The organism is Ramlibacter ginsenosidimutans, from assembly GCF_016654015.1.
GTDB classification, from domain to species: domain Bacteria; phylum Pseudomonadota; class Gammaproteobacteria; order Burkholderiales; family Burkholderiaceae_C; genus Ramlibacter; species Ramlibacter ginsenosidimutans.
The window spans coordinates 237654-261901 of sequence record NZ_JAEPWM010000001.1 but is presented as its reverse complement, the minus strand read 5'-3'; the positions used below and the strand labels follow the sequence as shown (position 1 = coordinate 261901).

At 69.7% G+C, this 24248-nt stretch carries 22 protein-coding genes; 15 read left to right on the top strand and 7 right to left on the bottom strand.

Annotated elements, in window-relative coordinates; translation table 11 throughout:
• Positions 1 to 2: 2 nt before the first annotated feature.
• Positions 3 to 935, bottom strand: a complete 933-nt coding sequence (locus JJB11_RS01330; protein WP_201166102.1) for a dihydrodipicolinate synthase family protein — start codon at positions 933 to 935, stop codon at positions 3 to 5.
• Positions 936 to 1065: 130 nt separating this feature from the next.
• Between JJB11_RS01330 and JJB11_RS01325 the strand changes: the two genes are divergently transcribed.
• The 4 genes from JJB11_RS01325 to JJB11_RS01310 all read left to right on the top strand — a co-directional run bounded on the left by JJB11_RS01325 (position 1066) and on the right by JJB11_RS01310 (position 5721).
• Positions 1066 to 2049 (top strand): tripartite tricarboxylate transporter substrate binding protein, encoded by a 984-nt coding sequence (locus JJB11_RS01325; RefSeq protein ID WP_201166101.1) that lies wholly within the window; start codon positions 1066 to 1068, stop codon positions 2047 to 2049.
• A gap of 4 nt (positions 2050 to 2053) precedes the next feature.
• Complete coding sequence (locus JJB11_RS01320) at positions 2054 to 3784, top strand: IlvD/Edd family dehydratase (protein WP_201166100.1); 1731 nt, start codon at positions 2054 to 2056, stop codon at positions 3782 to 3784.
• Between the two features lie 99 nt (positions 3785 to 3883).
• Positions 3884 to 4852, top strand: a complete 969-nt coding sequence (locus JJB11_RS01315) for a tripartite tricarboxylate transporter substrate binding protein (RefSeq protein ID WP_201166099.1) — start codon at positions 3884 to 3886, stop codon at positions 4850 to 4852.
• Positions 4852 to 5721, top strand: a complete 870-nt coding sequence (locus JJB11_RS01310; protein WP_201166098.1) for an isocitrate lyase/PEP mutase family protein — start codon at positions 4852 to 4854, stop codon at positions 5719 to 5721. The genes JJB11_RS01315 and JJB11_RS01310 overlap by 1 nt, the downstream gene beginning before the upstream one ends.
• 7 nt (positions 5722 to 5728) lie before the next feature.
• Here the strand turns inward: JJB11_RS01310 and JJB11_RS01305 are convergent, their stop codons facing one another.
• Positions 5729 to 6634, bottom strand: a complete 906-nt coding sequence (locus JJB11_RS01305) for a LysR family transcriptional regulator (protein ID WP_201166097.1) — start codon at positions 6632 to 6634, stop codon at positions 5729 to 5731.
• Positions 6635 to 6750: 116 nt separating this feature from the next.
• Here JJB11_RS01305 and JJB11_RS01300 point away from each other — a divergent pair, with 116 nt between their 5' ends.
• The 5 genes from JJB11_RS01300 to JJB11_RS01280 all read left to right on the top strand — a co-directional run bounded on the left by JJB11_RS01300 (position 6751) and on the right by JJB11_RS01280 (position 12688).
• Positions 6751 to 7572 (top strand): DODA-type extradiol aromatic ring-opening family dioxygenase, encoded by an 822-nt coding sequence (locus JJB11_RS01300; protein WP_201166096.1) that lies wholly within the window; start codon positions 6751 to 6753, stop codon positions 7570 to 7572.
• The gene (gene ypfH / locus JJB11_RS01295) at positions 7565 to 8191 is read left to right on the top strand and encodes an esterase (protein WP_201166095.1); all 627 of its coding nucleotides are present in this window, start codon (positions 7565 to 7567) and stop codon (positions 8189 to 8191) included. The genes JJB11_RS01300 and ypfH overlap by 8 nt, the downstream gene beginning before the upstream one ends.
• 209 nt (positions 8192 to 8400) lie before the next feature.
• Positions 8401 to 9846, top strand: coding sequence for an MFS transporter (locus JJB11_RS01290; RefSeq protein ID WP_201166094.1), 1446 nt, complete (start codon positions 8401 to 8403; stop codon positions 9844 to 9846).
• A 25-nt stretch (positions 9847 to 9871) separates the two neighbouring features.
• Positions 9872 to 10276 (top strand): YciI family protein, encoded by a 405-nt coding sequence (locus JJB11_RS01285; protein WP_201964535.1) that lies wholly within the window; start codon positions 9872 to 9874, stop codon positions 10274 to 10276.
• 81 nt (positions 10277 to 10357) lie between these two features.
• Positions 10358 to 12688, top strand: a complete 2331-nt coding sequence (locus JJB11_RS01280; RefSeq protein ID WP_201166093.1) for a glycoside hydrolase family 15 protein — start codon at positions 10358 to 10360, stop codon at positions 12686 to 12688.
• A 9-nt stretch (positions 12689 to 12697) separates the two neighbouring features.
• On the opposite strand, the gene JJB11_RS01275 is transcribed toward JJB11_RS01280, so the two are convergent.
• The 3 genes from JJB11_RS01275 to JJB11_RS01265 form a co-directional block, all read right to left on the bottom strand.
• Positions 12698 to 13897, bottom strand: coding sequence for a M20 aminoacylase family protein (locus JJB11_RS01275; protein WP_201166092.1), 1200 nt, complete (start codon positions 13895 to 13897; stop codon positions 12698 to 12700).
• A gap of 69 nt (positions 13898 to 13966) precedes the next feature.
• A complete protein-coding gene (locus JJB11_RS01270) occupies positions 13967 to 15523 on the bottom strand; it encodes a long-chain-fatty-acid--CoA ligase (protein WP_201166091.1) in 1557 nt (518 codons plus the stop codon).
• A gap of 113 nt (positions 15524 to 15636) precedes the next feature.
• Positions 15637 to 16053, bottom strand: coding sequence for a hypothetical protein (locus JJB11_RS01265; protein ID WP_201166090.1), 417 nt, complete (start codon positions 16051 to 16053; stop codon positions 15637 to 15639).
• Between the two features lie 428 nt (positions 16054 to 16481).
• On the opposite strand from JJB11_RS01265, the gene JJB11_RS01260 reads away from it, so the two are divergent.
• Positions 16482 to 16790, top strand: a complete 309-nt coding sequence (locus JJB11_RS01260; RefSeq protein ID WP_201166089.1) for a high-potential iron-sulfur protein — start codon at positions 16482 to 16484, stop codon at positions 16788 to 16790.
• A 92-nt stretch (positions 16791 to 16882) separates the two neighbouring features.
• Here the strand turns inward: JJB11_RS01260 and JJB11_RS01255 are convergent, their stop codons facing one another.
• Entirely contained in the window at positions 16883 to 18157 is a 1275-nt protein-coding gene (locus JJB11_RS01255) for a DUF4382 domain-containing protein (protein WP_201166088.1), read from the bottom strand.
• A 233-nt stretch (positions 18158 to 18390) separates the two neighbouring features.
• Between JJB11_RS01255 and JJB11_RS01250 the strand changes: the two genes are divergently transcribed.
• Complete coding sequence (locus JJB11_RS01250) at positions 18391 to 18546, top strand: lyase family protein (RefSeq protein WP_201166087.1); 156 nt, start codon at positions 18391 to 18393, stop codon at positions 18544 to 18546.
• A gap of 104 nt (positions 18547 to 18650) precedes the next feature.
• On the opposite strand, the gene JJB11_RS01245 is transcribed toward JJB11_RS01250, so the two are convergent.
• Positions 18651 to 19580, bottom strand: coding sequence for a LysR family transcriptional regulator (locus JJB11_RS01245; protein WP_201166086.1), 930 nt, complete (start codon positions 19578 to 19580; stop codon positions 18651 to 18653).
• Between the two features lie 114 nt (positions 19581 to 19694).
• Between JJB11_RS01245 and JJB11_RS01240 the strand changes: the two genes are divergently transcribed.
• Genes JJB11_RS01240 through JJB11_RS01225 form a run of 4 tightly spaced genes read left to right on the top strand, consistent with a single transcriptional unit; the run spans position 19695 to position 24212 of the window.
• Positions 19695 to 20450, top strand: a complete 756-nt coding sequence (locus JJB11_RS01240) for an enoyl-CoA hydratase/isomerase family protein (protein ID WP_201166085.1) — start codon at positions 19695 to 19697, stop codon at positions 20448 to 20450.
• Entirely contained in the window at positions 20450 to 22048 is a 1599-nt protein-coding gene (locus tag JJB11_RS01235) for an AMP-binding protein (protein ID WP_201166084.1), read from the top strand. Before JJB11_RS01240 ends, JJB11_RS01235 begins: the two co-directional genes overlap by 1 nt.
• Positions 22045 to 23049 (top strand): NAD(P)-dependent oxidoreductase, encoded by a 1005-nt coding sequence (locus JJB11_RS01230; protein ID WP_201166083.1) that lies wholly within the window; start codon positions 22045 to 22047, stop codon positions 23047 to 23049. The genes JJB11_RS01235 and JJB11_RS01230 overlap by 4 nt, the downstream gene beginning before the upstream one ends.
• Positions 23046 to 24212, top strand: a complete 1167-nt coding sequence (locus JJB11_RS01225) for a mandelate racemase/muconate lactonizing enzyme family protein (RefSeq protein ID WP_201166082.1) — start codon at positions 23046 to 23048, stop codon at positions 24210 to 24212. The genes JJB11_RS01230 and JJB11_RS01225 overlap by 4 nt, the downstream gene beginning before the upstream one ends.
• Positions 24213 to 24248 lie beyond the last annotated feature (36 nt).

Below are 24248 nucleotides of genomic sequence, written 5' to 3'. Positions count from 1 at the left end.
CCTTACGCCAACGCCCCCGCGTTCGGCATCGTGAACCCCACCTTGTCCAGCGCCGCCTGCAGGCCCTGGCGCTGTTGCGCGTCCAGGTTCACCAGCGGCGGGCGCACGTGGATCCAGTCTTCGCGGCCGGTCTTCCATGCGATGGCCGCCTTCATCGCGGGAATCATCGGGAACTGCGCGAACGCCGCGCGCGTGCCGTCGAGGTCCTTCTGCTGCTGGTCCGCATCCGCCTGCTTCCAGGTCTTGTACAGGCGCATGATCGCCGTCGGATTCACGTTGGCGGTCGCCGTGATGCAGCCGGGACCGCCGGCGCGCAGGTCGGCCAGCAGGAAGTTCTCGCTGCCCGCGAACACGTCGAAGCCCTGCGGCCCGAACTCCTCGATCATCGCCTTGGTGTGGTTCCAGTCACCGCCGCTGTCCTTCATGCCGGCCACGATGCCCGGATAGGACTTCAGCAGCCGCGCGACCACGCCGCGCGGGATCGGCGTGTTCGACACCGGCGGAATGTGGTACAGGTAGATGCGCAGGCGCTCGTCGGCGACCGCATCGATGATCGTCGCGAAGTTGCGGTACAGGCCTTCCTCGCTCACGCCCTTGTAGTAGAAGGGCGGCAGCATGAGCACGCCGCCCACGCCCGCTTGCACCGCGCGCCGGGTGAGCTCGATCGAATCGGAGATGGCGCAGCACCCGGTGCCCGGCATCATGCGCGAGGGCGGCAGGCCGGCTTCCAGCAGCGCGTCGAACAGGCGCCGCTTCTCCACCACGGACATCGAGTTGGCTTCGGAGTTGGTGCCGAAGATCGCGAGCCCCACTTCCTGGTCCAGCAGCCAGCGGCAATGCCGGATGAAGCGGTCGGCGTCGGGACTGTAGTCGGCGTTGAACGGCGTCAGGACGGGCGACAGGACGCCCTGGATGCGTGGAGTGGATGCGGTCATGGCGCGGGATTGTGGAGGGTGGGAACGCAAAGTATTTTGCGTCTGAAGATAGCGCAAGCGTGTTCCCCCGCCGTGGCGTCCTGCGCACACTCGCAGCTGGAGCATTCCCAGAGAATACAAGGAGACAAGCATGCCCACCCTGTTCCGCCGCGGCCTTCTCGCCGCGCTTTGCGCTGCCGCGCTGCTGCCCGCCGCCGCGTTGGCCGCCTGGCCCGACAAGCCACTCAGGCTGGTGGTGCCGTATCCGCCCGGCGGCGCGACCGACGTGATCGGGCGCATCGTCGCGCAGCGCCTGTCCACGGCGCTCGGCCAGCAGGTGGTGGTCGACAACCGCGGTGGCGCCGGCGGCAACATCGGCGCCGACGTGGTCGCGAAGTCCAGGCCCGATGGCTACACGCTGCTGATGGCGGCCATGACCTCGCATTCGACGATGGCGCGGCTGGAGCGCGGCAGGATCAGCTACGACCTGCAGAAGGACCTCACGGCCATCCAGGTGGTGGGCTACGTGCCGCTGGTGTTCATCGTCCATCCCTCGGTGCCCGCCACCAGCTTCCAGCAACTGGTGAGCTTTGCCAAGGCCAACCCGAACAAGCTGACGTACGCATCGTCCGGTGCCGGCGCGCCGCAGCGCATGGCGGTGGAGATGTTCCGGCTGCAAAGCGGCGCGGACATGATCCACGTGCCCTACAAGGGCAGCGGCCCCGCGATGATGGACCTGGTCGGCGGCCAGGTGCTGATGGCCGCCGAGACGGTGCCGGCGGCTCTGCAGCAGATTCGTGCAGGCAAGGTGCGCGCGCTGGCGGTGACCACCCCGCAACGCATCTCGATGCTGCCGGACGTGCCGACCGTGAACGAATCAGGCTGGAAGGACTTCGAGGTCGTGTCCACGTTCGGCGTCATGGCGCCGGCGGGCACGCCGCCCGAAGTGCTGGCGCGCCTCAATGCCGAAATCGGCAAAATCATGCAGGACCCGGTGGCGAAGGAGCAATTCCTCAGCCAGGGCGTGTACGCCCTGCCGCCGCAGACGCCCGCCGAAGCTTCGGTGCGGCTGAAGGCCGAAGTGGCCAAGTGGGCGAAAGTGATCGACGAGACCGGCGTGAAGGCCGAGGAATGAAGCAATGAGCGACTCCAAGGATCCGAGCGGCATGCGCAAGGGCCTCACCAACTACGGTGATGCCGGTTTCTCCCTGTTCCTGCGCAAGGCGTTCATCAAGGGCGCGGGACTCACCGACCACGCCCTCGACCGGCCGGTGATCGGTATCGCCGACACCGGCAGCGGCTACAACCCGTGCCATGGCAACATGCCGCAGCTGATCGAGGCGGTGCAGCGCGGCATCATGCTCGCCGGAGGCCTGCCGGTGAAGTTCCCGACGATTTCCATCGGCGAGAGTTTCGCGGCGCCCACCAGCATGTACCTGCGCAACCTCATGTCCATGGACACCGAGGAGATGCTGCGGGCCCAGCCGATGGATGCGGTGGTGCTGATCGGCGGCTGCGACAAGACCGTGCCGGCCCAGCTCATGGGAGCCGCGTCGGCGGGCTTGCCGGCGGTGCAGCTGATCACGGGATCCATGCTCACCGGCACGCATCGCGGCGAAGTCGTCGGGGCCTGCACCGACTGCCGCCGCTACTGGGCGAAGTTCCGGGCCGACGAGATCGACGAGCAGGAAATCAACGACGTCAACAACCAGCTGGTGCCCAGCGTGGGCACCTGCTCGGTGATGGGGACCGCGAGCACGATGGCGTGTGTCGCCGAGGCGCTGGGAATGACGGTGCCGGGCGGCGCGACGCCGCCCGCGGTCACGTCGGACCGCATGCGCGTGGCGGAGCACACGGGCACCGTCGCCGTGGAGATCGCCAGGTCGCGGCTCACGATCGACAAGGTGCTGACAGAGAAGGCTTTCGAGAACGCGATGCGCGTGCTGCTCGCGATCGGCGGCTCGACCAATGCCATCGTGCACATCACGGCGATCGCGGGCCGCATGGGCCTGGAGGTCGACCTGCAGGCGCTGGACCGCATGGGCCGCGAAACGCCGGTGCTGGTGGACCTGAAGCCCTCCGGCCAGCACTACATGGAGCACTTCCACGCGGCGGGCGGCATGGCCACGCTGCTGCGGGAGCTCAAGCCCTTGCTGCACCTCGATGCCTTGACGGTCACTGGCCGCACCCTGGGCGAGGAACTGGAGCGCGCCGCGCCACCGTTCAAGCAGGACGTCGTGCGACCGCGCACCAACCCCATCTACCGGGAAGGCGGCATCGCGGTGCTGCGCGGCAACCTCGCACCGGGGGGCGCGATCATCAAGCAGTCGGCGGCCGATCCCAAGCTGATGGAGCATGAAGGCCGGGCGGTCGTGTTCGAGGGGCTGCAGGACCTCGCGGACCGCATCGACAGCGACGACCTCGACGTGCAGCGGGAGGACATCCTGGTGCTGAAGAACATCGGCCCCAAGGGCGCGCCCGGCATGCCGGAAGCCGGCTACATCCCGCTGCCGCGCAAGCTCGCGCGGCAAGGCGTGAAGGACATGGTGCGCATCTCGGATGGCCGCATGAGCGGCACGGCGTTCGGCACGATCGTGCTGCACGTGACGCCGGAATCCGCCATTGGCGGCCCGCTGGCGCACGTGCGCAATGGCGATCGCATCCGCTTGTCCGTGAGCAAGCGCGAGATCGCCTTGCTCGTGTCCGACGCGGAACTCGCGCGCCGTGCGCAGGAGCAGCCGGTGCACGAACCGCGTGCCGAGCGCGGTTACCGCAAGCTGTTCCTGGAAACGGTGACGCAGGCAGACAAGGGCGTCGACTTCGACTTCCTCGCCGCGCCGGTGAAGAAGGGCGCGGTGCCCAAGGCGTGAGCTGGGCCGGCGTTCACCGCCAGCCTTCGACATGCGTCGTGCGAAAATCCCGGACTCTCTTCTCCTGAGCAACAGGCCGTAGGGCCCGCACGAACCCATATGCATTACACCCGCCGCACCACGCTCCTCTGCGCCGCCTCGCTCCTCTCCCTCGCCTCCTTCGCGGCCAATGCCGCCGATGCGTGGCCGTCGCGCCCCATTCACTTCGTGGTCCCCTTCGGTCCCGGTGGCGCGAACGACCTGCTGGCACGCGCGGCCGCCGAAGGCGCGTCCAAGGTGCTGGGCCAGCCGATCGTGGTGGACAACAAGCCGGGCGCCGGCACCATCGTCGGCACCGACATCGTCGCGAAGGCCGCTCCGGACGGCTACACCTTCCTGATCAGCTCCGCAGGCGTGGTGTCGAACAGCATGATCCGCAAGGTGACGTACAAGGACAGCGACCTCGTGCCGGTGGCCATGATCGGCCTGGCGCCGTCGGTGATCATCGTGCCGGCCAATTCGCCGTACAAGGACCTGAAGGAATTCGTCGAGGCCTCGAAGAAGGGCCAGGGCCTGCACTGGAGCACCGCGGGTGTCGGCAGCACGCCGCACTTCGTCGCGGGCATGCTCACCAGCGAGTACGGCGCCAAGCTGGACATCGTGCCCTACAAGAGCGGCAACGAAGGCGTGGCCGCCGTGCTGGGCAACCAGGTCGACGCGACCTCGGAAGCGAGCATCGTCGTGCTGCCGCAGATCAAGGGGGGCAAGCTCAAGGCGCTGGCCACGACGTGGACCAGGCGCATCCCTGCTTACCCGAGCCTGCCCACCGCCATCGAGCAGGGCTTCAAGGAAGTGAACATCGCCCACTGGGCCGGCGTGCACGCGCCCGCGGGAACGCCCGTGGACATCCAGGACAAGATGGCAGCCGCCGTCGACAAGGCGATGAAGGACCCGGCGGTGGTCGAGAAGCTGCGTGGCCTGGGCATCGAGCCCATCGGCGGCACGCGCGCTTCCTTCATCAAGTTCACCGAGGAAGAACATGCGCGCCTCGGCAAGGTGGTCAAGGCCACCGGCATGAAGGACGAGTGATGCCGTCGACTAGCCCGCGCAAGCAGCTGCGCGCGCTGGCCGAAGCCCGCCGCGGCGTGATCGTGCCCGGCGCGTTCAACGCGCTGTCGGCCCGCGTCATCGCCGACACGGGCTTCGAGGCCATCTACGTCACCGGCGCCGGGGTCACCAACATGTGGTTCGGCATGCCGGACCAGGGCTTCATGGGCCTCGCGGAGATCGCGGACCACACCGCGCGCATCCGCGACGCGGTGGACCTGCCCCTGATCGTCGATGCCGACACCGGCTTCGGCAATGCCTTGAACGTCGTGCACACGGTGCGCACCCTGGAGCGCGCGGGCGCGGACTGCATCCAGTTCGAGGACCAGGTGGCGCCCAAGCGCTGCGGCCACTTCAGCGGCAAGGAGGTGATCTCCACCGAGGAGGCGGTCAGCAAGATCAAGGCGGCGGTCGACACGCGTCGTGACGCCGACCTGATGATCCTGGCGCGCACCGACGCCTGCGCCACCCATGGCTTCGAGGCCGCGATCGAGCGCGCGCAGAAGATGGCCGAGGCCGGCGCCGATGTGCTGTTCGTCGAAGCGGTGACGCGGCCGGAGGAAGTGCGTGCGCTGCCGCAGCGCCTGGCGAAGCCGCAGCTGATGAACATGGTGATCGGCGGCAAGACGCCGATCTTCGGCGCGGACGAACTCGCGTCGTCCGGGTTCGCGTTCGTCCTCTATGCGAACGCGGCGTTGCAAGGGGCGCTGGCGGGCATGAGCCGCGTGCTCACGGTGCTGCGCGACACGAAGCGGGTCGATGAAGACCCGACCCTGGTCGCACCGTTCGCGGAGCGGCAGCGGCTGGTGGGCAAGCCGGAGTGGGACGCGCTGGAGCAGCGGTACCGCTGACCGCGGCTCAAGCCAGCTTGCTCCACGGTGCATCCGCCAGCTGCGCGGACAGGAAATCGAGCAAGGCGCGCACCTTGGGCAGGACGAACTTGCGCGTGGGATACACCGCGTAGATGCCCAGCTCGATCGACCGGTAGCGGGGCAGCACCTCGACGAGCCGTTTTGCCGCCAGCGCTTGCGCTACCAGGAACGTCGGCTGCAGCTGGATGCCGGCGCCGTGCAGACAGGCACCCACGCACGTGTCGCCGTTGTTGGTCCACAGCCGCGGGCGCACCTTTACCTGCACCGGTCCCTCCGGCCCGGTGAAGTGCCACTGGTCTCCCATCGCGAGCAGGCTGTAGCCCACGATGTCGTGCCCGGCGAGCTCCGAAGGATGCCGGGGAACGCCGCGGCGCTTCAGGTACTGCGGCGAAGCGCACAGCACGAGGCGCGTCGCTGCGAGCTGGCGCGACACGAGCGACGAGTCGGGCAGCCGCGCGATGCGCACGGCGAGGTCGATGCCTTCCTCCACCAGGTCGACCACGCGATCGGCAAGCTGCACGTCCAGGGACACGCGCGGATGCTTCGCCAGGAACTCGCCCCACAGCGGCGCCAGGTGCTGGATGCCGAAGCTGACGGGCACGCTCACCTTCAGCAGGCCGCTGGCCGTGCCCTTGCGCGTGGAGATCTCGGCCTCGGACTCCTCGATGCCGGCCAGGATCTCACGGCAGCGCGCGAGGAAGACCTCGCCTTCCTGCGTCAGCGACAGCCTGCGGGTGGTGCGATGCATCAGCCGCACGTCCAGCCGCTGCTCCAGCTCGGAAACGTAGCGCGACACGGCCGCCTTCGACATCCCGAGCGCATCCGCGGCGGCGACGAAGCTGCCCGCGTCGACCACGGCGGCGAAGACGCGCATCTCCTGGTACTTGTCCATTGTTCCGGTTTCCTGGCCGATGTGTCCCGGCGGACCCACTTTATCTCTTCATCCCGCGCCAATACAGTGGGTGCATGCCCGCATGGCGGGTCCAGCCCTCCTCGAAAGAACCGGACATGACAGTGACGACGCTTCCCTCCCTCTTCCTCTCGCACGGGGCTCCCACCTTCGCAATCGACCCGGGGCTCGCCGGCGCGCAACTGCGCGCCCTGGGCAAGGCGATTGGCAAGCCTGCCGCCGTGGTGGTCGTGTCGCCGCACTGGATGACGCGGGGCGTGCAAGTCACGGCTGCAGCCCGCCCGGAGACAGTGCACGACTTCGGCGGCTTCCCGCGCGCGCTCTATGCCATCGACTACCCGGCGCCCGGCGCGCCGGCGCTGGCCGCTCGCGTGCAGGAGGTGCTGCGGCTCGCCGGCGTTGCGGCGTCGCTGGACGCGCAGCGCGGCCTGGACCACGGTGCCTGGGTGCCGCTGCTGCACCTGTACCCCGAGGCGGACGTGCCGGTCGTGCAGGTGTCCTTGCCGGTCGGCACGGATGCCTCGGGTGCACTGGAGCTGGGTCGCGCGCTCGCGCCGCTCGCCCGCGAAGGCGTGCTGGTCATCGGCTCGGGCAGCCTCACGCACAACCTGTACGAGTTCCGCATGGGCGACGACCACGAGGCTGCGTATGCGCGCGAGTTCTCCGCCTGGATCCGCGATGCGGTGGAACACGGTGACGTCGAGCGCTTGCAGCACGCGCTGGAGCGCGCACCGCATGCGGCGCGTGCGCATCCGACCAGCGAGCACTTCCTGCCGCTGCTGGTCGCCGCGGGCGCCGCCGGATCGCTCTCCCCGGCCACGGTGCTGGATGGCGGCATCCGCCACGGCGTGCTGGCGATGGAGTCGTACATGTTCGGCCAGCGCGTGGCACTGGACGTGCGGGAGCCTGCGCATGCATGACGCTTCCATCGTCGTCGCGCGCCCGGCCGCCGCGAACCTGCTGGTGCTGCTGTTCCACGGCGTCGGCTCGTCGGCCGCGAACCTGGTGCCGCTGGGCGAGGCGATCGCGCAGGCGCGTCCCGACGCGATGGTGGCCAGCGTCGACGCGCCGCAGGCGTCGACGCTGGGCAGCGGCCGCGAGTGGTTCTCCGTGCTCGGTGTCACCGAGCAGAACCGGCCCGCGCGCATCGAGCGGGCGATGCCTTCGTTCCTGCAAGCCATCGCACACTGGCAGCAGGCCGCCGGCATCGCGCCGGAGCAGACCGTGCTGGTCGGCTTCTCGCAAGGCGCCATCCTGGCGCTGGAATCCACGCAAGTGCAGGGCCCGCTCGCGGCGGGACGCGTGATCGCGCTGGCTGGACGGTTCGCGCAGCCGGTGCGGCGTGCGCCGGCGGGCGTGCAGTTCCACCTGATTCATGGCGAGGCCGACAACGTCGTGCCCGCGCGGTTCTCCGTCGAAGCGGCCGCCGCGCTGCAGGCGCACGGTGCGCAGGTCACGCTGGACCTGCTGCCGGGCCTGGGACATGGCATCGACGCGCGCGCAGTGGGTCTCGTGCAGCGGAGCATCGCCAGCCGCTGAGCCGCTCCGCCCGTCGGCCGCGAAAACCCTCGACCCACCCTTGTCGATTTCCGAAGGCATGCTTCGTCGTGTTCCGGAGCGCGGGCCGTTCGGCCAGCCCCGCACGCCGGACATGGATGGGCCCGCGACCCCAGGAGAACGCAATGACAAGCAGGAACGAGATCGACAGCGCCAGCAGCGAGGCCGCCCGCAGGGGCTGAAGGGCAAGCATGCAGGAAGCTTCCCAAGCCCACGGCGCGCACAGGCGCTGGTGGGCGCTGTACGTGCTGTGCCTGGGCGTGCTGATGATCGTGCTGGACACGACCATCGTGAACGTCGCCCTGCCGTCGATCCGCACGGACCTGAAGTTCACCGAGACTTCGCTGGTGTGGGTCGTCAACGCCTACATGCTCACGTTCGGCGGCTTCCTGCTGCTGGGCGGCAGGCTCGGTGACTTGCTCGGCCACCGGCGGATGTTTCTCGCGGGCGTGGCCCTGTTCACGCTCGCATCGCTCGCCTGCGGCGTGGCGCCGACGCAGTTCGCATTGATCGCGGCGCGCGCCGTGCAGGGCGTCGGCGGCGCCGTGGTGTCGGCCGTCGGCCTGTCGCTGATCATGACCCTGTTCACCGACGCGGGCGAGCGTGCGCGCGCCATGGGCGTCTACGGCTTCGTCTGCGCCGGCGGCGGCAGCGTCGGCGTGCTGCTCGGGGGCGTGCTCACCACGCTGCTGAACTGGCGCTGGATCTTCCTGGTGAACCTGCCGATCGGCATCGCCGTCGCCGTGTTGTGCCGCGCGCTGATCGCGCCGGGACAGCGCGATGCCACGCGCCGCCTCGACGGCGCCGGCGCGATCCTCGTCACCAGCGCGCTGCTCGTGGCGGTGTACGCCGTGGTGAACGCGAACGAGGCGGGCTGGACATCGATGCGCACCCTCGTACTGCTCGCGGCAGCGGTGGCCCTGGGTGCGCTCTTCATCGCGGCCGAACGCTGGGTGGCGCAGCCGCTCATGCCGCCGGGCCTGTTCGCGCATCGCAACCTGGCCATCGCCAACGTTTCCGGCGTGCTGTGGGCGGCGGCCATGTTCGCCTGGTTCTTCATGTCGGCGCTCTACCTGCAGCTGGTGCTGGGCTACACGCCCATGCAGGTGGGCCTGTCGTTCCTGCCCGGCAACCTGATCATGGCCTTCATGTCGCTGGGCGCATCGGCGCGCATCGTCGTGCGCTGGGGCATACGCGGCCCGTTCGCGGCGGGGCTGCTGATCGCCGCCTCGGGGCTGGCGCTCTTCGCGCGGGCGCCGGTGGACGGACACTTCCTGGTCGACGTGCTGCCCGCCATGGTGCTGCTCGGCATCGGTGCGGGCATCGCGTTTAATCCGATGCTGCTGGCCGCGATGAACGACGTGGCGCCGGAGGATGCGGGCCTGGCCTCGGGCGTGGTGAATACCTCGTTCATGATGGGAGGCGCGCTGGGACTCGCGGTGCTCGCCAGCGTCGCGGCGGCACGCACGGCCCAGGTCGAAGCCGATGGCGCCGCGCAGGCGATCGCGCTCAACGCTGGCTACCGTCTCGCCTTCCTGGTCGGCGCGCTGTTCGCCGCGGGGACGGGCGTGCTGGGGTGGTTCGCGCTGCGTACCGGCGGGACGCAGTTCCGGCAGCCAGGCGTGGAGTCCGCGTGAGGCGCAACCAGGAGACGATGCGAAGATGGCGAAGACTTCTTTCGTGAACGAGTACCTGCTGCTCTCGCGCGGCCGGTGGGACGCCGACAAGTCGCCGCAGGAGATCCAGGCGGCGATCGACGCGTTCTATGCATGGCACGCGCGGCTGGTTGCGCAGGGCCGCTTCAAGCCGGGCCAACGCCTGACTCCGGACGCGAAGCTGGTCACGCGCAACGGCGTCATGGACGGTCCGTACACCGAAGCGAAGGAAGTGATCGGCGGCTACTGGTTCGTCCTGGCCGCGAGCCTCGAAGAGGCCGCCCGCATCGTCGCGGACAACCCGACCCTCGCATGCGGCCTGGCCTTCGAGATCCGGCCGATCGAGCCGGAGAAGGCCAGCGCCTGGCGCGAGGGGAACGAGACGCCGGGCAGAGGTGGGGCGGGCGGGTGATCCAGCGCAGCGGCGGCGCTGCCCCCCGGAGTGGCCGCATCTGCGATGCTCGGGCTTGCCCACGACAGCGGAGCCATTTGCATGCAAGCATCCGGAGCACCCGGAACCCATCCCACCTGGACGAGCAGCGACAAGGATCTCGTCGGCTGCTCGCTAGCCGCCGGCCGCCTGTGGTTCACCACGGCCTTCGGCATCCTCAACGAGGTCTACTCCCCACGCATCGACCTGCCCCAGATCCGCGACCTCGGCTTCATCGTCGCCGATGGGCAGGGCTTCTGGGTCGAGGTCAAGCGCCTGGAGTCGTACCGCACCCTCGTGCCGCAGGTGGGCGTGCCGGCGATCGAGATCGTCCATGCGCACCCGCGCTTCGAACTGCGTTTGCGGATCGCGCCGGATCCGCAGCGCGAGGTGCTCCTGATCGACGTGTCGTTGCAGGGCGATGACACGCTGCGTCCGTACGCGCTGCTCGCGCCGCACCTCGGTGGCACCGGGTACGACAATCTCGCGGAGGTCGGCACGCATGGCGGCCGGCGCATGTTGTGGGCCGAGCAGGGCCCGTTCGGGCTGGCCCTCGCCGCAGTCGATCGCAGCCAGTGCGATGCATGGGGCGCCGCGAGCGCCGGCTACGTCGGCGCCAGCGATGGCTGGCAGGACTTCGACCGCCATGGCCGGCTCACGTGGGAGTTCGACACGGCGGGGCCGGGGACCGTGGCGTTGATCGGTGCGCTGCCGCGTGCGGCGACGCTCGCGCTCGGGCTGGCGGCCAGCCGCGAATCCGCCGCCACGCTGGCGGTGGCCGCCTTGTGCCAACCTTTCGATGCCGCGTGGGCCGCCCACGTCGGCGCCTGGCAGGCGTGGCACCAGCAGGTGCAACAGCCGGCGGGACTGCCGCCCGCGCTCGCCGAACAACTGGCGACTTCGGCGATGGTGCTGCGGGTGCACCAGGACAAGAACTTCGTGGGCGCGATGGTCGCGAGCCTGAGCGTGCCCTGGGGCAACAGCAACGACAACATCGGCGGCTACCACCTGGTGTGGCCGCGCGACCTGGTCGAAAGCGCCGGCGCGCTGCTGGCGCTGGGTGCGGTGCCGGAAGCACGCGACGTCCTGCGCTACCTGGTGGCCACCCAGCTCGCCGCCGGCAACTGGTCGCAGAACCAGTGGCTGGGCGGCAAGCCCTTCTGGCAGGGTTGCCAGCTCGACGAAGCGGCGTTCCCGGTGCTGCTGGCCGCCGCCCTGGCCGAGCGCGACGCGCTGGACGGCATCGAGGTGGCCGCCATGATCCAGCGCGCGCTCGCCTTCATCGCCAGCAACGGCCCCGCCTCGCAGCAGGACCGCTGGGAAGAGGACGCCGGGATCAATGCATTCACGCTCGCAACGTGCATCGCCGCGTTCGTCTGCGGCGCGCCGTGGCTGGCCGAGCCCGCCAGCAGCTGGGCGCTGCGGATCGCCGACGACTGGAATTCGCGCATCGAAGAGTGGACCGCGGTGCAGGACACGGCACTCGCTCGCGCCCATGGTGTCGCCGGCTACTACGTGCGCATCGCGCCGCCGGTGGACACCGACGGCCTGCGCCATCTCGAGCGGGTGCTGGCCATCAAGAACCAGATCCGGGATCCCGGCCTGCCGGCCGAGGACCAGGTGGCGACCGACTTCCTCCACCTGGTGCGCATGGGCTTGCGCGACCCAGGCGATCCGCTGGTGGTCGACACGCTCAAGGTGGCCGACGCGCTGCTGCGGGTGGAGACGCCGGCCGGTCCGGCATGGCATCGCTACGTCGGCGACGGTTATGGCGAACACGACGACGGCAGCCCCTTCGACGGCGCCGGCCGCGGGCGCGCCTGGCCGCTCCTGAGCGGTGAGCGGGGGCACTACGAGCTCGCTGCGGGACACGATCCACTGCCTTACCTGCAGGCCATGGCTTCGATGGTCGGGCGCTGCGGGCTCATTCCCGAGCAGGTCTGGGACGAGCCGACCTCACCGCGTCCCTGGCTGGCGCTGGGCAAGCCCACCGGTTCGGCGATGCCGCTCGTGTGGGCCCATGCGGAATTCGTCAAACTCGCCGCGAGCCGCGGCCTGGGGCGTCCGTTCGATCGTCCCGAGGCCCTGTGGCGGCGTTATGGCGGGCGCCGCCCCGCGCCTGCCGAAGCGCTGTGGTCCCCGCGCGCTCCGATCTCGCAGATGCGCGCCGGACAGGCGCTGTGGCTTTGCCTGCCGCGCGCAGCGCGGGTGCACTACGGCATGAACGGCTGGCAGGGAGTGACCGACAGCGACACCGCCGAAAACGGACTCGGCCAGCACGTGCTGGCGCTGCCGGCGAGCAGCCTGGCGGCCGGAATGCGGATCGACTTCACCTGCTTCTGGTTGGACAGCGGCAGCTGGGAAGGCGAGGACCACCGCATCGACGTCTTCTGAAGCCGCGGGCTATTCGCGCAGGAACCGCTCCGCCAGCTGGCTCCAGAACGCCGCACCGTAGGGCAGGTTGCGATCGTCGAAGTCGTAGTGCGCGTTGTGCAGGCCGCGTCCGCCCTCGGACGGCCCGTTGCCGATGCGCACGAGCGCGCCAGGACAGCGTTGCAGCATGTAGGCGAAGTCTTCACTGCCCATCGAGGGCGGGAAGTTCACGTCCACCGCGTCGGGCCCGACGAGGTCCCTCGCCACTTCGGCCGCGAGCGCAACGGCTTCCGGCGCGTTGACCACCACGGGATAGCCCTCGATGTAATCGATCTGCGCCTGCGTGCCGTGGGCCTCGGCGATGCCGGAGATCAGCGCGGTGATGCGCTCCTTCAGCAGCGCGCGCACCTGCGGCGAGTACGAGCGGACGCTGATGCCGATGTCGGCCTCGCCCGGGATCACGTTCAGCGCATCGCCTGAGCGCAGGCGACCGACCGTGACGACGGCCGACTCGGCCGGGTCCACGTTGCGCGCCACCACGGTCTGCAGGCCGGTGACGATGGCGGCCGCGGCCACCAATGGATCCTTCGCCAGGTGCGGGCGTGCCGCATGGCCGCCGACGCCGACGATCTTCACGAAGACGCGGTCACCCGCTGCGGTGAAGGGGCCGCTGCGCATCGCGAACCGCCCCTGCGGCAGGCCAGGATGGTTGTGCATCGCGTAGATCACATCGCACGGAAAGCGCTCGAACAGGCCCGCCTCCACCATCGCCTTGCCGCCGCTGTCGAAGCCGCGCTCCTCCGCCGGCTGGAAGACCAGGTGCAGCGTTCCGGAGAAGCTGCGGTGCCGCGCCAGGTACTTGGCGGCACCCAGCAGCATCGTCATGTGCCCGTCGTGCCCGCAGGCGTGCATGCGGCCGGGTGCCTGGCTGGCGTGCGCTGCGCCGGTGGCTTCCTGGATGGGCAATGCGTCCATGTCGGCACGCAGCCCCAGGCGACGCGCTCCCTGTCCCACGCGCAAGCTGCCCACCAGGCCGGTGCCGGCGATGCCGCGGGTGACTTCGTAGCCCCACTCCTGGAGCTTGCCTGCCACGAAGTCCGAGGTGCCGTGTTCCGCGAAGGCGAGCTCGGGGTGCTGGTGCAGGTGGCGCCGGATGGCCACCAGCTCCTGTCCGTAGGGCAGCAGCTGGTCGATGCGGGTGTAGGCGGGGATGGCGCTGGATACGGTCATTCGGCGGCACGTCCTTTGCCGCCATCATGCCTGCTCCGGCGAGCAGCACCGGGCTGTGCGAGCTTCCGCTTACACGACCTGCCGCTCGCGCCCTTCCCAGTAGGGCTTGCGCAAGTCCTTCTTCAGGATCTTGCCCGTGGGATTGCGCGGGAGTGCTGCGACCACGTCGATGGTCTTGGGGCACTTGAACGCGGCGATGCGCTCGCGGCACCACGCCACCACCTCGTGTGCGTCGATGCTTGCGCCCGGTCGCGCGACCACGACCGCCTTGGGCACTTCGCCCCAACGCTCGTCCGGCACCCCGATGACGGCGACGTCCAGGATGGCGGGGTGCTCGGCCAGCACACGCTCGATCTCGGCGGGGTAGATGTTCTCGCCGCCGCTGATGATCAGGTCCTTGATGCGGTCCGTGATGTAGATGTAGCCGTCGGCGTCCATGTGCCCGCCGTCACCGGAGCGCAGCCAGCCGTCCGGCGTGAAGGCCGCCGCGGTCGCTTCCGGCTTGCCCCAGTAGCCGCCCATGCGTTGCTCGCTGCGCACCCAGAGCTCGCCCGGCTGGCCGGTCGGCACGCGCTCGCCCGTCGCGGGAGCGCGGATCTCGATCTCGACGCCGGTGATCGGCTTGCCGGCGGACAGCAGGCGATGGGCGACCGCCGGATCGGCGTGGTCCGCGGGCGGCAGCAGGCTCACGGCGCCGGACTGCTCCGTCATTCCGTACACCTGGTACAGCACGCCGGGAAACATCGCCAGCGCCCTGCGCAGCACCGGCATGGGCATGGGCGACGCGCCGTAGCAAAGCGCCTGCAGGCTCGAATAGTCGCGTGCTCCGGCACCGGGCACGTCGTTCATGACCGCCATCAGCGCCGGCACGTAGAAGGTGTGCGTGATGCGCTCGGACTCCAGCATCGCCAGCGCGGCCGCCGGGTCCGGTGTGCGCATCAGGAAGACACTCGCGCCCGAGGTCAGCGCCACCAGTGCCGTGCTCGTGCCGCCGACGTGGAACAAGGGCATGGCGACCTGCACCCGCGAATCCGGTCCGTAGTCCTGCGTGGCGGCCAGGTTGCGCGAATGCGCGAGCATGCCGCGGTGCGTGAGCATCGCGCCCTTCGGAAAGCCCGTGGTCCCCGACGTGTACAGCTGCAGGAAGCAATGGTCCGGTGCTGCGGGGTAGATCGCCGGGTCGGGTTCGCTTGCGGCCAGCCAGCCTTCGTACTCGTCGTCGGGGCCGCCGACACGGATCACCCGCTCGAGCGTGGGAAGGGTGGGGCGCAGCGCTTCGACGGCTGCCGCGAATTCGGGCCCGACGAACAGGACCCGCACCTTCGCGTCGTTGATCACGTAGGCGATCTCGGCGGGCGCGAGCCGGAAGTTGACCACGGCGTTGGCGGTGCCCGCCTGGGCGCAGGCGAGGGTCAGCTCGAGGCAGGAAGGGTGGTTCAGGTCCAGCACCGCGATGCGGTCTCCCGGCTGCAGGCCTGCCGCGCGCTGGGCCGCGGCGTTGCGGCGCACGCGTTGCGCGAGTTGCGCCCAGCTCCGGTCGACGCCGGCATAACGCAGGGCGAGGGCGTCGGGGCGCCGTGCTTCCCAGTGGGCAAGGACCTCGGCGACGTGCGTGAACTCGGACATGCGGGGCTCCTCAGGTGGGCGGCCAGGGCCGGACGGGGTCCATCCTTACATCTTCAAGTCTCGGGATCGGCGGATCGCAAAGGGGAGGGAGTGAAACCGATGCGTGTCGGGACTCAGGCCGCAGCCCGGGCCGGCGCGCGCATCTCGCGCCGCAGCCGGTCGGCCGCCGTTGCCGATTGCGTCTCGAAGGCCTGCAGTTCGGAGATGGCCCACTCCGAATCGCGTTCGACCTCCACCGCCGGCAGCTGGGACGAGGCATGCACCCAGATGCCGCCGAAATCACTGGCGCTGGCGAGCGAGCTGTTCGCGACGGCCTTGCGCATCCGGGCTTCCAGCGCCGGCAGGCTGACCAGCAGGCGGATGCCCGTGTTGCGGTCCCAGCGGATCACGCGGATCTTCACGTTGCACACGGTGCGTCCGTCGCCGTGCGACGTGATGCCCACGTCGAGGTCGACGCAGTCCGGGGGGATGCCGATCTGCTGGAGGTGCCTCGCGGCGAGGGCGCCGTATTCCGTACGAAGCCGCTTCATCACTGCAGCCGTGCGGCGCGGGTGGGGGCGGGCTGCACTGCGGCCGAAAAGGGGGGACCAGTTGAACATGGGTGATCCGGTGGTCGCCGGGCGAGGGGAGGCAGCCCGGCCTTGACCGAGTTTACAAATAGAAAGCGGTTGTGCAAGGGGGGACGGCTAGCCTGGCGCCTGCCGCGCATCCCCGCAACAGCGCCGTTGCACCGATTGACCGGCGCGCCGACCTGTGCTTGCACTCGACACACGTGGTTGCGACGCTCGCACGCCGCCCGCGCCGAAGACGCCTGAAGTCCGCAGCCGCGGCAGCTTGCGAACGCGATGATCCGTCGAGTGACATTGCTTTGACGCGGCGCAAGTGCCCGCGCCGCATGCGCCCGGATCCGCAGCCTGCGCGCGTTAGCATTCCTGCTTCGATTGCAAGGAGAACTCCCATGAATGGAAATCGTCGCGTGTTCATGCTCCAGGTTGCGGCTGCGGGCTCCGCGCTGGGCGCCTGGGCTGCCCACGCGCAGCCCGCCAAGGTCAGCGAAAAGGACCCGCAAGCCGTGGCGCTGGGCTACGTGGAGGACACCAAGCGCGCCGACAAGGCCAAGTTCCCGAAGCACTCGGTCGACCAGAAGTGCTCGGGCTGCCAGCTGTACCAGGGCAAGGCCACCGATGCGGCAGCGCCCTGCACCCTGTTCGCGGGCAAGCTGGTGGCGGGCGAGGGCTGGTGCAGCGCCTGGACGAAGAAGGCGTAGTCCGGGCCGGCCGGCGCTGGCGGGAAACCGCAGGCGCCCAATGAAAAAGGGCCTGCCAGCCGGCAGGCCCTTCTTGCGCGGGAAGCCGCGCGTCAGTAGCTGAAGTTGACCACCTGCGGCCCGGCGCTCAGGTCCGTGGGGGTTTCCTTGGTCGCGAGGCCGGGGCCCCACGCGCGGATGGTGTACTTCGCCGCGTTGGCGCTGTCCGCGGTCGGGGCGGGCAGCCCGGACGCGGAGAACAGCTGCAGTTCGGGCGCGGCCAGCGGCAGGCTCAGCTTGTACTGCTGCTTGTCGTCGTCCTGGCGCGTCCCGTTCACTTCCACCAGGCGCGTGCCCACCGTCTGCATCGCCGAGACCCTGGCATCGTCGCCGAGGTCGTCGTTGCCGCCCTTCGTGGTGGCGGTGATGGTGCCAGTCACCGTACTCATAGCCGACGGGCTGAGCACGAGCGAGGTGGTGCTCGTATTCAGGCTCACCGTCGAAGCCGCCACCGGCACGCTGTCGATCACCCGCGTGGCGGCGCCTCGCGTGGTGTCGAGCGTACCGGAGGTGGTGACGCCGCTGCCGGTGACCACGACCGTGTACGTGCCGGCCGGCAGGTAGGACAGCAGGAACTTGCCGGTCGGATCCGGGATCGTGGAGCGGACCACGGTGCCGTTCTGCTGGGCGGACACGCTGATGCTGCGCAGCGTGCCAGTCGTCGTGGTGGTGGTCGTGCCGTTCACGGTGCTGGACGTCACCGTGCCGGTGACGAAGCCCTGGATCGCACCCGCGGGCTTCGCGCCCAGGCGCACCACCGGCTTGAGCAGGTACTTGCCGCTGCCCGTCAGCACGATGGACTTGCAGGCATCGAAGTCCATCAGCACGTCATTGACCTGGTCGGCGAGCACGCTGAAGTCTGCCTTGATCTTCAGGCCGCTCTCCTGGCCGCTCGGCGTGGTCAGGGGCTGCGCTGTGCCGCCCACCGGCGTGACGGTGTTGCCCGTGCTGGCGAGCACCAGCCGGATCTGCCGATAGGTTCCGGCCGGGATGCTGGCGTTGCCCAGGTCCTTGAGCTCGCCGTTGGTGAGGTTCACCAGGTCGATCTGCACCGGCGCATTCGCGGGGACGATGTCGCGCCACTCGGGGTCCCCATCGCCCGTCTTCGTGTCGTCGCTCATGTGCACCCGCAGCTTGGCGACGTTGACGATCACGTGGTCATAGCACGCAGGTGCATCGGTCACCGACATCTGCAGTGCGCCCATCGGGGTGGGCCCGCTGCTGCTGCTCCCCCCGCCACCGCAGGCGGCCAGCAGCACCGCCGCGCCGACACCGGTCAGCGCCAGCATCCAGCGACGAATGCCGCGGTTCATCAACTTCTTGTCCATCGGGTTCCTCGTGGTGAAAGACACGCGCGATGGTGTAGAGCCTGGCGAGTGCGCGGGTGTCGAAGCGTTACGGAAACGGGCGCGTGCGGCGTGAACGGTCGATTGGCGGCCCCGAAAGGCGCGACTTGTGCCGCCCTGTTGCGGCCCGACACACGTCACGAGGCAGGCGCACCACAGGCGGCGTGCCCGCATCGCGTGCGCCAGCCTCCGTCTGCATCATCAGCTCGACGTCCATGCTCAGCTTGCCCGACCTGTGCCGGCAGGCCGTGACCGAGCAGCGTCCGCTGATCGAGTTGCTGGCCGCGCACCCGGAGATCCGCAAGCACGTGGACCGCGCGGCGCTGAGCGCTTCTGCGACCCCGACAACTACCTGGGCCAGAGCGGTGTGATGGTGGACCGGGTGCTCGCGAGGCTGCGCTAGCTGTGGAGAGTCAAGAGGTTCATGGGCGGCCATGCCGGGGGCGCCCGGCCGCTGCGGGCAGCGGCCCGACGCTCAAGCAGCTTCGCCGCACGACCGCGCCCAGATCCCCTGCGCGATCAGGTCCTGGCTCGTGGCGCGGATTGCGGCCACCACCTCCTTGCCCGCGAGGCTCAGCGGCCGGGCCGACGTCACTCCGAGGCACATCACGCGCGGCATCACCGGCCTGACGATCCGCGCGACCGACAGCGAGCCGCCCTGGACCTCCTGCGCCACGGCGTAATACGGCAGCACCGTGTAGATCTTGCTGCGGGCGACGACTTCCTTCATCACGTTCAATGCCTCGACCTCGAGCGCGATGTTCAGGGAGATGCCGGCCTTCCGGCCGTTCTGCTCCAGGCGCACGCGCAGGCCGCTCGGCAGGCCCGGCAGCACGAGTGGCAGGCCGCTGAGCTTCTTGAAGTCGATGGTTTCCTGGGACGTCACGGCGTCGCCTGCCGGACCCACCAGGTAGTTGTCGAAGGTTCCGAGCGGCTCCTCCAGCCGCTCCAGTGGACCGTAGCGGTTGACGACCGAGACGTCGATGCGCCCGGCGTTGCGGTACTCATCGAGCTGACCCGTGAACGCCTCGGTGACGTGCAGCCGGATCCCTGGAAACCGGCCGCGCAGGTGCTCGAACACCGTGCTGACGAGAACGCCCGCGGTCGATGGCAGCACCCCCAGCTTCACCACCCCGGAGGGCACGCCTGCCGATTCGCGGATGTCGTCCGCGAGGCGAGCGGATTGCTCCAGCAGCGAGCGCGCCCGCGGCTGCACCATCCTTCCGAGTTCCGTCAGGACCACGCCCCGCCCGGTGCGGTGGAACAAGGGCCCGCCGCACTCCGCCTCCAGCAGCGTGATCTGCCGGCTGAGCGCCGACTGCGCCAGTTCCAGGACCTGCGCGGCCCGCGAGAGGCTGCCCAGGTCGGCCGCCATGCAGAAGCAATGCCATTTGCGCAGGTCCATGAAGCTCCGGAATTCGAATTTGTGGAAATCTGAAATCCGAAGTGTCGCACTTCTCGATGTGGCCGCCGCTTCCTACACTGGCCCCCTGCATAGCGCCGCCGGCCAGGGGTTGAATTGGGTACCACCGTCATCACGAGCATCCACGAGGATGTCGCCACCGTCACGCTGAACCGCCCGGAAGCCAGCAATGCCGTCAACGGCGCCCTGCGCGCGGACCTCACCGAGGCGCTGCGGGCCCTCAACCGGTCCGGGGCCGTCCGCGCGATCGTGCTCACCGGCCAGGGACGCAGCTTCTGCGCCGGCCAGGACCTGCGGGAAGCTGCCGCCATGCAGGTCCACGAGGTGGCTGCCTGGCAGGCGGACCAGCGCGCCATGTACCAGTCCCTGCGCGATCTCGACAAGCCCTGCGTCGCGGCCATCAACGGCGCCGCCGCTGGGGCCGGCTGGCAACTTGCCCTCTGCGCGGACATCCGCGTGGCGCACCCGGCCGTGAAGGTCGGACAGCCTGAAGTCAAGGCGGGCATCGCCAGCATCGTCGGCTCCTACCTGATGACGTTGCACCTCGGACTGTCGAAGAACATCGAGCTGTCCCTGGGTGGCGACCTGATCGGCGCGGAGCAGGCGCACGCGTTGGGCGTGATCCAGCATCTGGTGGACGAGGCCGAAGTGCTGCCGCGGGCGCGAGCGATAGCGCGCGCGCTGGCCGCGCTTCCGCCGACCGCTTTTCGCCTGACCAAGCAGCACTTCCGCGAGATGACGCAGGCCGGCTTCGACGCCGCCTGCGCCGCTGGGGCGCGCTACCAGGCCGAGTGCTACGCCGCGGGGGAGCCGCAGCGCGTGCTCGCGGCCCGCCTGAAGGGAAACCGGTGATGTCGCAGCCGCTGCACGACGTCATTGCGGCGCACGCGCGCGCTACGCCGGACAAGACGGCGATCGTCTGGTACGGCCGCGAGATCGGCTACGGCGAACTGGCCCGGCTGATCGACGGCTGCGCCGCGGTGCTGGCGGACATGGGCGTGCAAGCGGGCGACCGCGTGGCGCTCTTCATGCAGAACTGCCCGCAGTACATCATTGCCCACTTCGGCATCCAGAAGCTCGGGGCGATCGCCTGCCCCTGCAGCCCCCTCTTCAAGTCGCACGAACTGGCCTACCAGCTCGGCGACCTGGAACCCAAGGTGGTCATTGCCGCCGACGTCCTCTCCCCGGTCGTCGAATCCGTCCGGGCACAGGCTCCCATCGGCGACGTGCTGCTGGTGCACTACCAGGACCTGCTGCCGCCCGCGCCCACTTACCCCGTGCCCGACGAGATGCGCACGGCGCGCGGCATCGCCGACGGCAAAATGGATTTCCTCGCGCGCATCGCCGCTGCCGACGCCCTGCCGCGCCCCGCCCCGCCCGCGATCGGGAGCGACGACGTCGCGATGCTGATCTACACCTCCGGGACGACCGGCCGGCCCAAGGGCGCGATGCTGACCCACGGCAACGTGCTGTTCAAGACCGCCGGCAGCGTCCGCTTCATGGGCATCACCGCCGGCGACGTGCATCTGGCTATCCCGCCGCTGTACCACATCTCCGGGATGCTCTGCGGCTTCGACATGCCGCTGTTCTCGGGCGGCACGCTGGTGCTGCACTACCGGTTCGACGCGCTCTCGGCGCTGGCGTCGATCGAGCGCCACCGCGTGACCTACTGGAAAAGCATCGCCCCCATGCTGGTGGCGGCGATGAAGCTCGAGACGGCGCGCCGCTTCGACCTCTCCTCGCTGCGCATCACGACGGCGACCAGCTTCGGCGTCCGCGCGACGCCGCAGATGTCGCGCGACTGGGCCGCGTTCAGCGGCGGCTGCGAGGTGAGCGAGTCCGGCTACGGCCTGACCGAGACGCACACCTTCGACGCCATGATGCCGCGCGACGCCGTGCGCTGGGGCGCCGCCGGCAAGATCGTGCCGGGTGTCGATTGCCGGATCGTGGACCCCGCCAGCGGCCGTGAGCAGCCGCCCGGTGCGCAGGGCGAGATCCTCCTGCGCAGCCCGGGGAATTTCCGCGGCTACTGGCGGCAGCCCGAAAAGACCCTGGAGACATTGCGCGACGGTTGGGTGCACACCGGCGACATCGGCACGCTGGACGCGGATGGTTATCTCACCTGGCTGGGGCGCATCAAGGAGCTGATCAAGGTTTCCGGCTACAGCGTCTTCCCCGAGGACGTCGAGGCGATCCTCATGAAGCACCCGCAGGTCGAACAGGTGGCCGCCGCTGGCGTGAGCGACGCGACGAAGGGCGAGGTCGTCCACGCCTTCGTCGTGCTGAAGGCCGGCGCTGCCGGCGCGCTGACCGAGGAAGCGCTGATCGCCTGGTGCCGGGACAACATGTCCACCTACAAGGTGCCGCGTCGCATCGAGTTCCGCCCGCACCTGCCCAAGACGGCGTCGGGCAAGGTGATCCGGCGCGAACTCACCGGAGCCACGCAATGACGGGCCATGGCAAGCGGCCCGTGGTGATGCTGACCAATGCCATCCGCCCTGAGCCGCACGCGCTGCTCGCCGCGCACGCGGAAGTGCGCGTGGCGCCGGCCACCGATGCGGACGCGCTGATCCGCTGCGCGGCGGAGGCCGAGGTCATCATCGTGCGGGCCCCGCTGCCGGCCGCGGCGATGGCCGGCGCGCCCCGCCTGCGCGGTGTAGTGCGCCATGGCGCGGGCGTGGACATGATCCCGGTGGAAGCCGCATCGGAGCTGGGCATCGCGGTGGCCAACGTGCCGGGGACGAATGCCGTCTCGGTCGCCGAATACGTCGTCGGCCAGATGCTCGCCTTGACCCACCGGCTGAACCGCATCGACAAGACGCTGCGTACGCAGGGCTGGAGCCCCGCGCGCGCGCTGGCGGACGACAGCATCGAGGCGAGGGGTCGCACCGTGGGCATCGTCGGCCTCGGAGCCATCGGCCTGGAAGTGGCGCGCATCTGCGCCGACGGCCTGCGCATGAACGTGCTCGGCCTGCGCCGCAGCACCGCGCCCATGCCGGCTTTCGTCACGCCCAGCGGACTGGACGAACTCCTGGCACGCTCCGATGTCGTCGTGCTGGCGTGCCCCCTCAACGACAGCACGCGCGGCCTGCTCAGTGCCGATCGCCTCGCGCGCATGAAGCGCAGCGCCTTCCTGGTGAACGTGTCGCGCGGGCCGGTGGTGGATGAAGCCGCGCTCGCTGCCGCATTGCAGGACGGACGGCTCGCCGGGGCGGCGCTCGACGTGTTCGAGCAGCAGCCGCTGCCCACATCCTCGCCGCTGTTCTCGCTGCCCAACGTCATCCTCTCGACGCACCTGGCCGGCATCACCGAAGACAGCATGCGCCGCATGGGCGAGATCGCCGTGCGGCAGACCCTGGCGCTGCTGCGGGGACAACTGCCCGAACATTTCGTCAACACCGACGCCGCCGCGGCCGTGCGCGCGCGCCTTGCATCCCTGGAGAACGCATGAAGATCAAGTCCGTCGAGGCGCGCTGGCTGCACGTGCCCATTCCCTACGCGCAGCAGCACGTCTCCGATTTCGGCCGCGTTGCCTCCTTCGACTGCGTGCTGGTGCGCATCGAGTCCGAGTGCGGGCTGGTCGGCTACGGTGAAGCCAAGGAGGAAGTGGGGAGCGAGGGCAACAGCCACGGGCTGGTGGCGCTGATCAACCAGAAGCTCGGCCCGGCCCTCGTCGGGGAAGATCCGCGCGACACCAGCCGGCTGTGGGACCTGATGTACAGCGGCTGCCGCGGGCACTACGCCTTGTCGCAAGGGCACGTGTTCCCCATCCTGGGCCGCCGCGGCGTCACCGTGTCCGCCATCAGCGGCATCGACATGGCCCTGTGGGACCTGGTCGGCAAGCACCTGGACGCCCCGGTCTGGCGCCTGCTCGGCGGCCGCAAGGCGACGCACATGCCGGCCTACGCCTCCGGCGGCTGGGCCGACGCCGACCGCATCGGCGAGCAGTTGCTCGGCTACATAGAGCGGGGCGGATTCAAGTCCGTGAAGATGCGCGTCGGCGTCATCGACGGCGATCCCATCCACTCCGCGCGCCGGGTGCACGCGGCGCGCAAGGCGCTCGGCCCCGACATCGGCCTCGCCTGCGACGCGCACGGCACGTACAACGTGGCCGAGGCCAAGCGCTTCTGCCGCCTGGTGGAAGACGACAACCTGATGTGGTTCGAGGAACCGGTGACGGCCGACGACAAGCGCGGCATGGCGGAAGTGCGCGCGGCGACCGGCATTCCCATCGCCGCCGGCGAGAGCGAGTTCAACCGCTTCGACTTCCGCGACCTCGCCGAGCTGCGCGCGGCCGACATCTTCCAGCCCGACCTGGCCATCTGCGGCGGCATCACCGAGGCGATGCGCATCGGCGCGATCGCCGCCGCCTGGAACCTGCGCCTGGCGCCGCACCTCTGGACCGGCGCCCTCGCCTTCGCGGCCGGCATGCACGTCGCGGCTGCGTCGCCCGGCGGCTGGATCCTGGAGTACTCGCTGGGCGCCAATCCGCTGCTGCACGAACTCGCCCAGGAAAAGTTCCCGGTCAAGGACGGCATGGTGGAGATCCCCGAGCGGCCGGGCCTGGGCATCACCATCAACCAGGACTTCGTCGACCGCTACGCAGTGGCCTGACAGGCACGCCTTTCCCATAAATCAACAAGGAGACAG

Coding starts and splice junctions, on each gene's coding strand:
- JJB11_RS01260 (WP_201166089.1), top strand. CDS start 16,482: ATGAATGGAAATCGTCGCGTGTTCATGCTCCAGGTTGCGGCTGCGGGC.
- JJB11_RS01330 (WP_201166102.1), bottom strand. CDS start 935: ATGACCGCATCCACTCCACGCATCCAGGGCGTCCTGTCGCCCGTCCTG.
- JJB11_RS01280 (WP_201166093.1), top strand. CDS start 10,358: ATGCAAGCATCCGGAGCACCCGGAACCCATCCCACCTGGACGAGCAGC.
- JJB11_RS01255 (WP_201166088.1), bottom strand. CDS start 18,157: ATGGACAAGAAGTTGATGAACCGCGGCATTCGTCGCTGGATGCTGGCG.
- JJB11_RS01235 (WP_201166084.1), top strand. CDS start 20,450: ATGTCGCAGCCGCTGCACGACGTCATTGCGGCGCACGCGCGCGCTACG.
- JJB11_RS01290 (WP_201166094.1), top strand. CDS start 8,401: ATGCAGGAAGCTTCCCAAGCCCACGGCGCGCACAGGCGCTGGTGGGCG.
- JJB11_RS01225 (WP_201166082.1), top strand. CDS start 23,046: ATGAAGATCAAGTCCGTCGAGGCGCGCTGGCTGCACGTGCCCATTCCC.
- JJB11_RS01325 (WP_201166101.1), top strand. CDS start 1,066: ATGCCCACCCTGTTCCGCCGCGGCCTTCTCGCCGCGCTTTGCGCTGCC.
- JJB11_RS01310 (WP_201166098.1), top strand. CDS start 4,852: ATGCCGTCGACTAGCCCGCGCAAGCAGCTGCGCGCGCTGGCCGAAGCC.
- JJB11_RS01245 (WP_201166086.1), bottom strand. CDS start 19,580: ATGGACCTGCGCAAATGGCATTGCTTCTGCATGGCGGCCGACCTGGGC.
- JJB11_RS01230 (WP_201166083.1), top strand. CDS start 22,045: ATGACGGGCCATGGCAAGCGGCCCGTGGTGATGCTGACCAATGCCATC.
- JJB11_RS01285 (WP_201964535.1), top strand. CDS start 9,872: ATGGCGAAGACTTCTTTCGTGAACGAGTACCTGCTGCTCTCGCGCGGC.
- JJB11_RS01275 (WP_201166092.1), bottom strand. CDS start 13,897: ATGACCGTATCCAGCGCCATCCCCGCCTACACCCGCATCGACCAGCTG.
- JJB11_RS01320 (WP_201166100.1), top strand. CDS start 2,054: ATGAGCGACTCCAAGGATCCGAGCGGCATGCGCAAGGGCCTCACCAAC.
- ypfH (WP_201166095.1), top strand. CDS start 7,565: ATGCATGACGCTTCCATCGTCGTCGCGCGCCCGGCCGCCGCGAACCTG.
- JJB11_RS01305 (WP_201166097.1), bottom strand. CDS start 6,634: ATGGACAAGTACCAGGAGATGCGCGTCTTCGCCGCCGTGGTCGACGCG.
- JJB11_RS01250 (WP_201166087.1), top strand. CDS start 18,391: ATGCTCAGCTTGCCCGACCTGTGCCGGCAGGCCGTGACCGAGCAGCGT.
- JJB11_RS01265 (WP_201166090.1), bottom strand. CDS start 16,053: ATGAAGCGGCTTCGTACGGAATACGGCGCCCTCGCCGCGAGGCACCTC.
- JJB11_RS01270 (WP_201166091.1), bottom strand. CDS start 15,523: ATGTCCGAGTTCACGCACGTCGCCGAGGTCCTTGCCCACTGGGAAGCA.
- JJB11_RS01315 (WP_201166099.1), top strand. CDS start 3,884: ATGCATTACACCCGCCGCACCACGCTCCTCTGCGCCGCCTCGCTCCTC.
- JJB11_RS01300 (WP_201166096.1), top strand. CDS start 6,751: ATGACAGTGACGACGCTTCCCTCCCTCTTCCTCTCGCACGGGGCTCCC.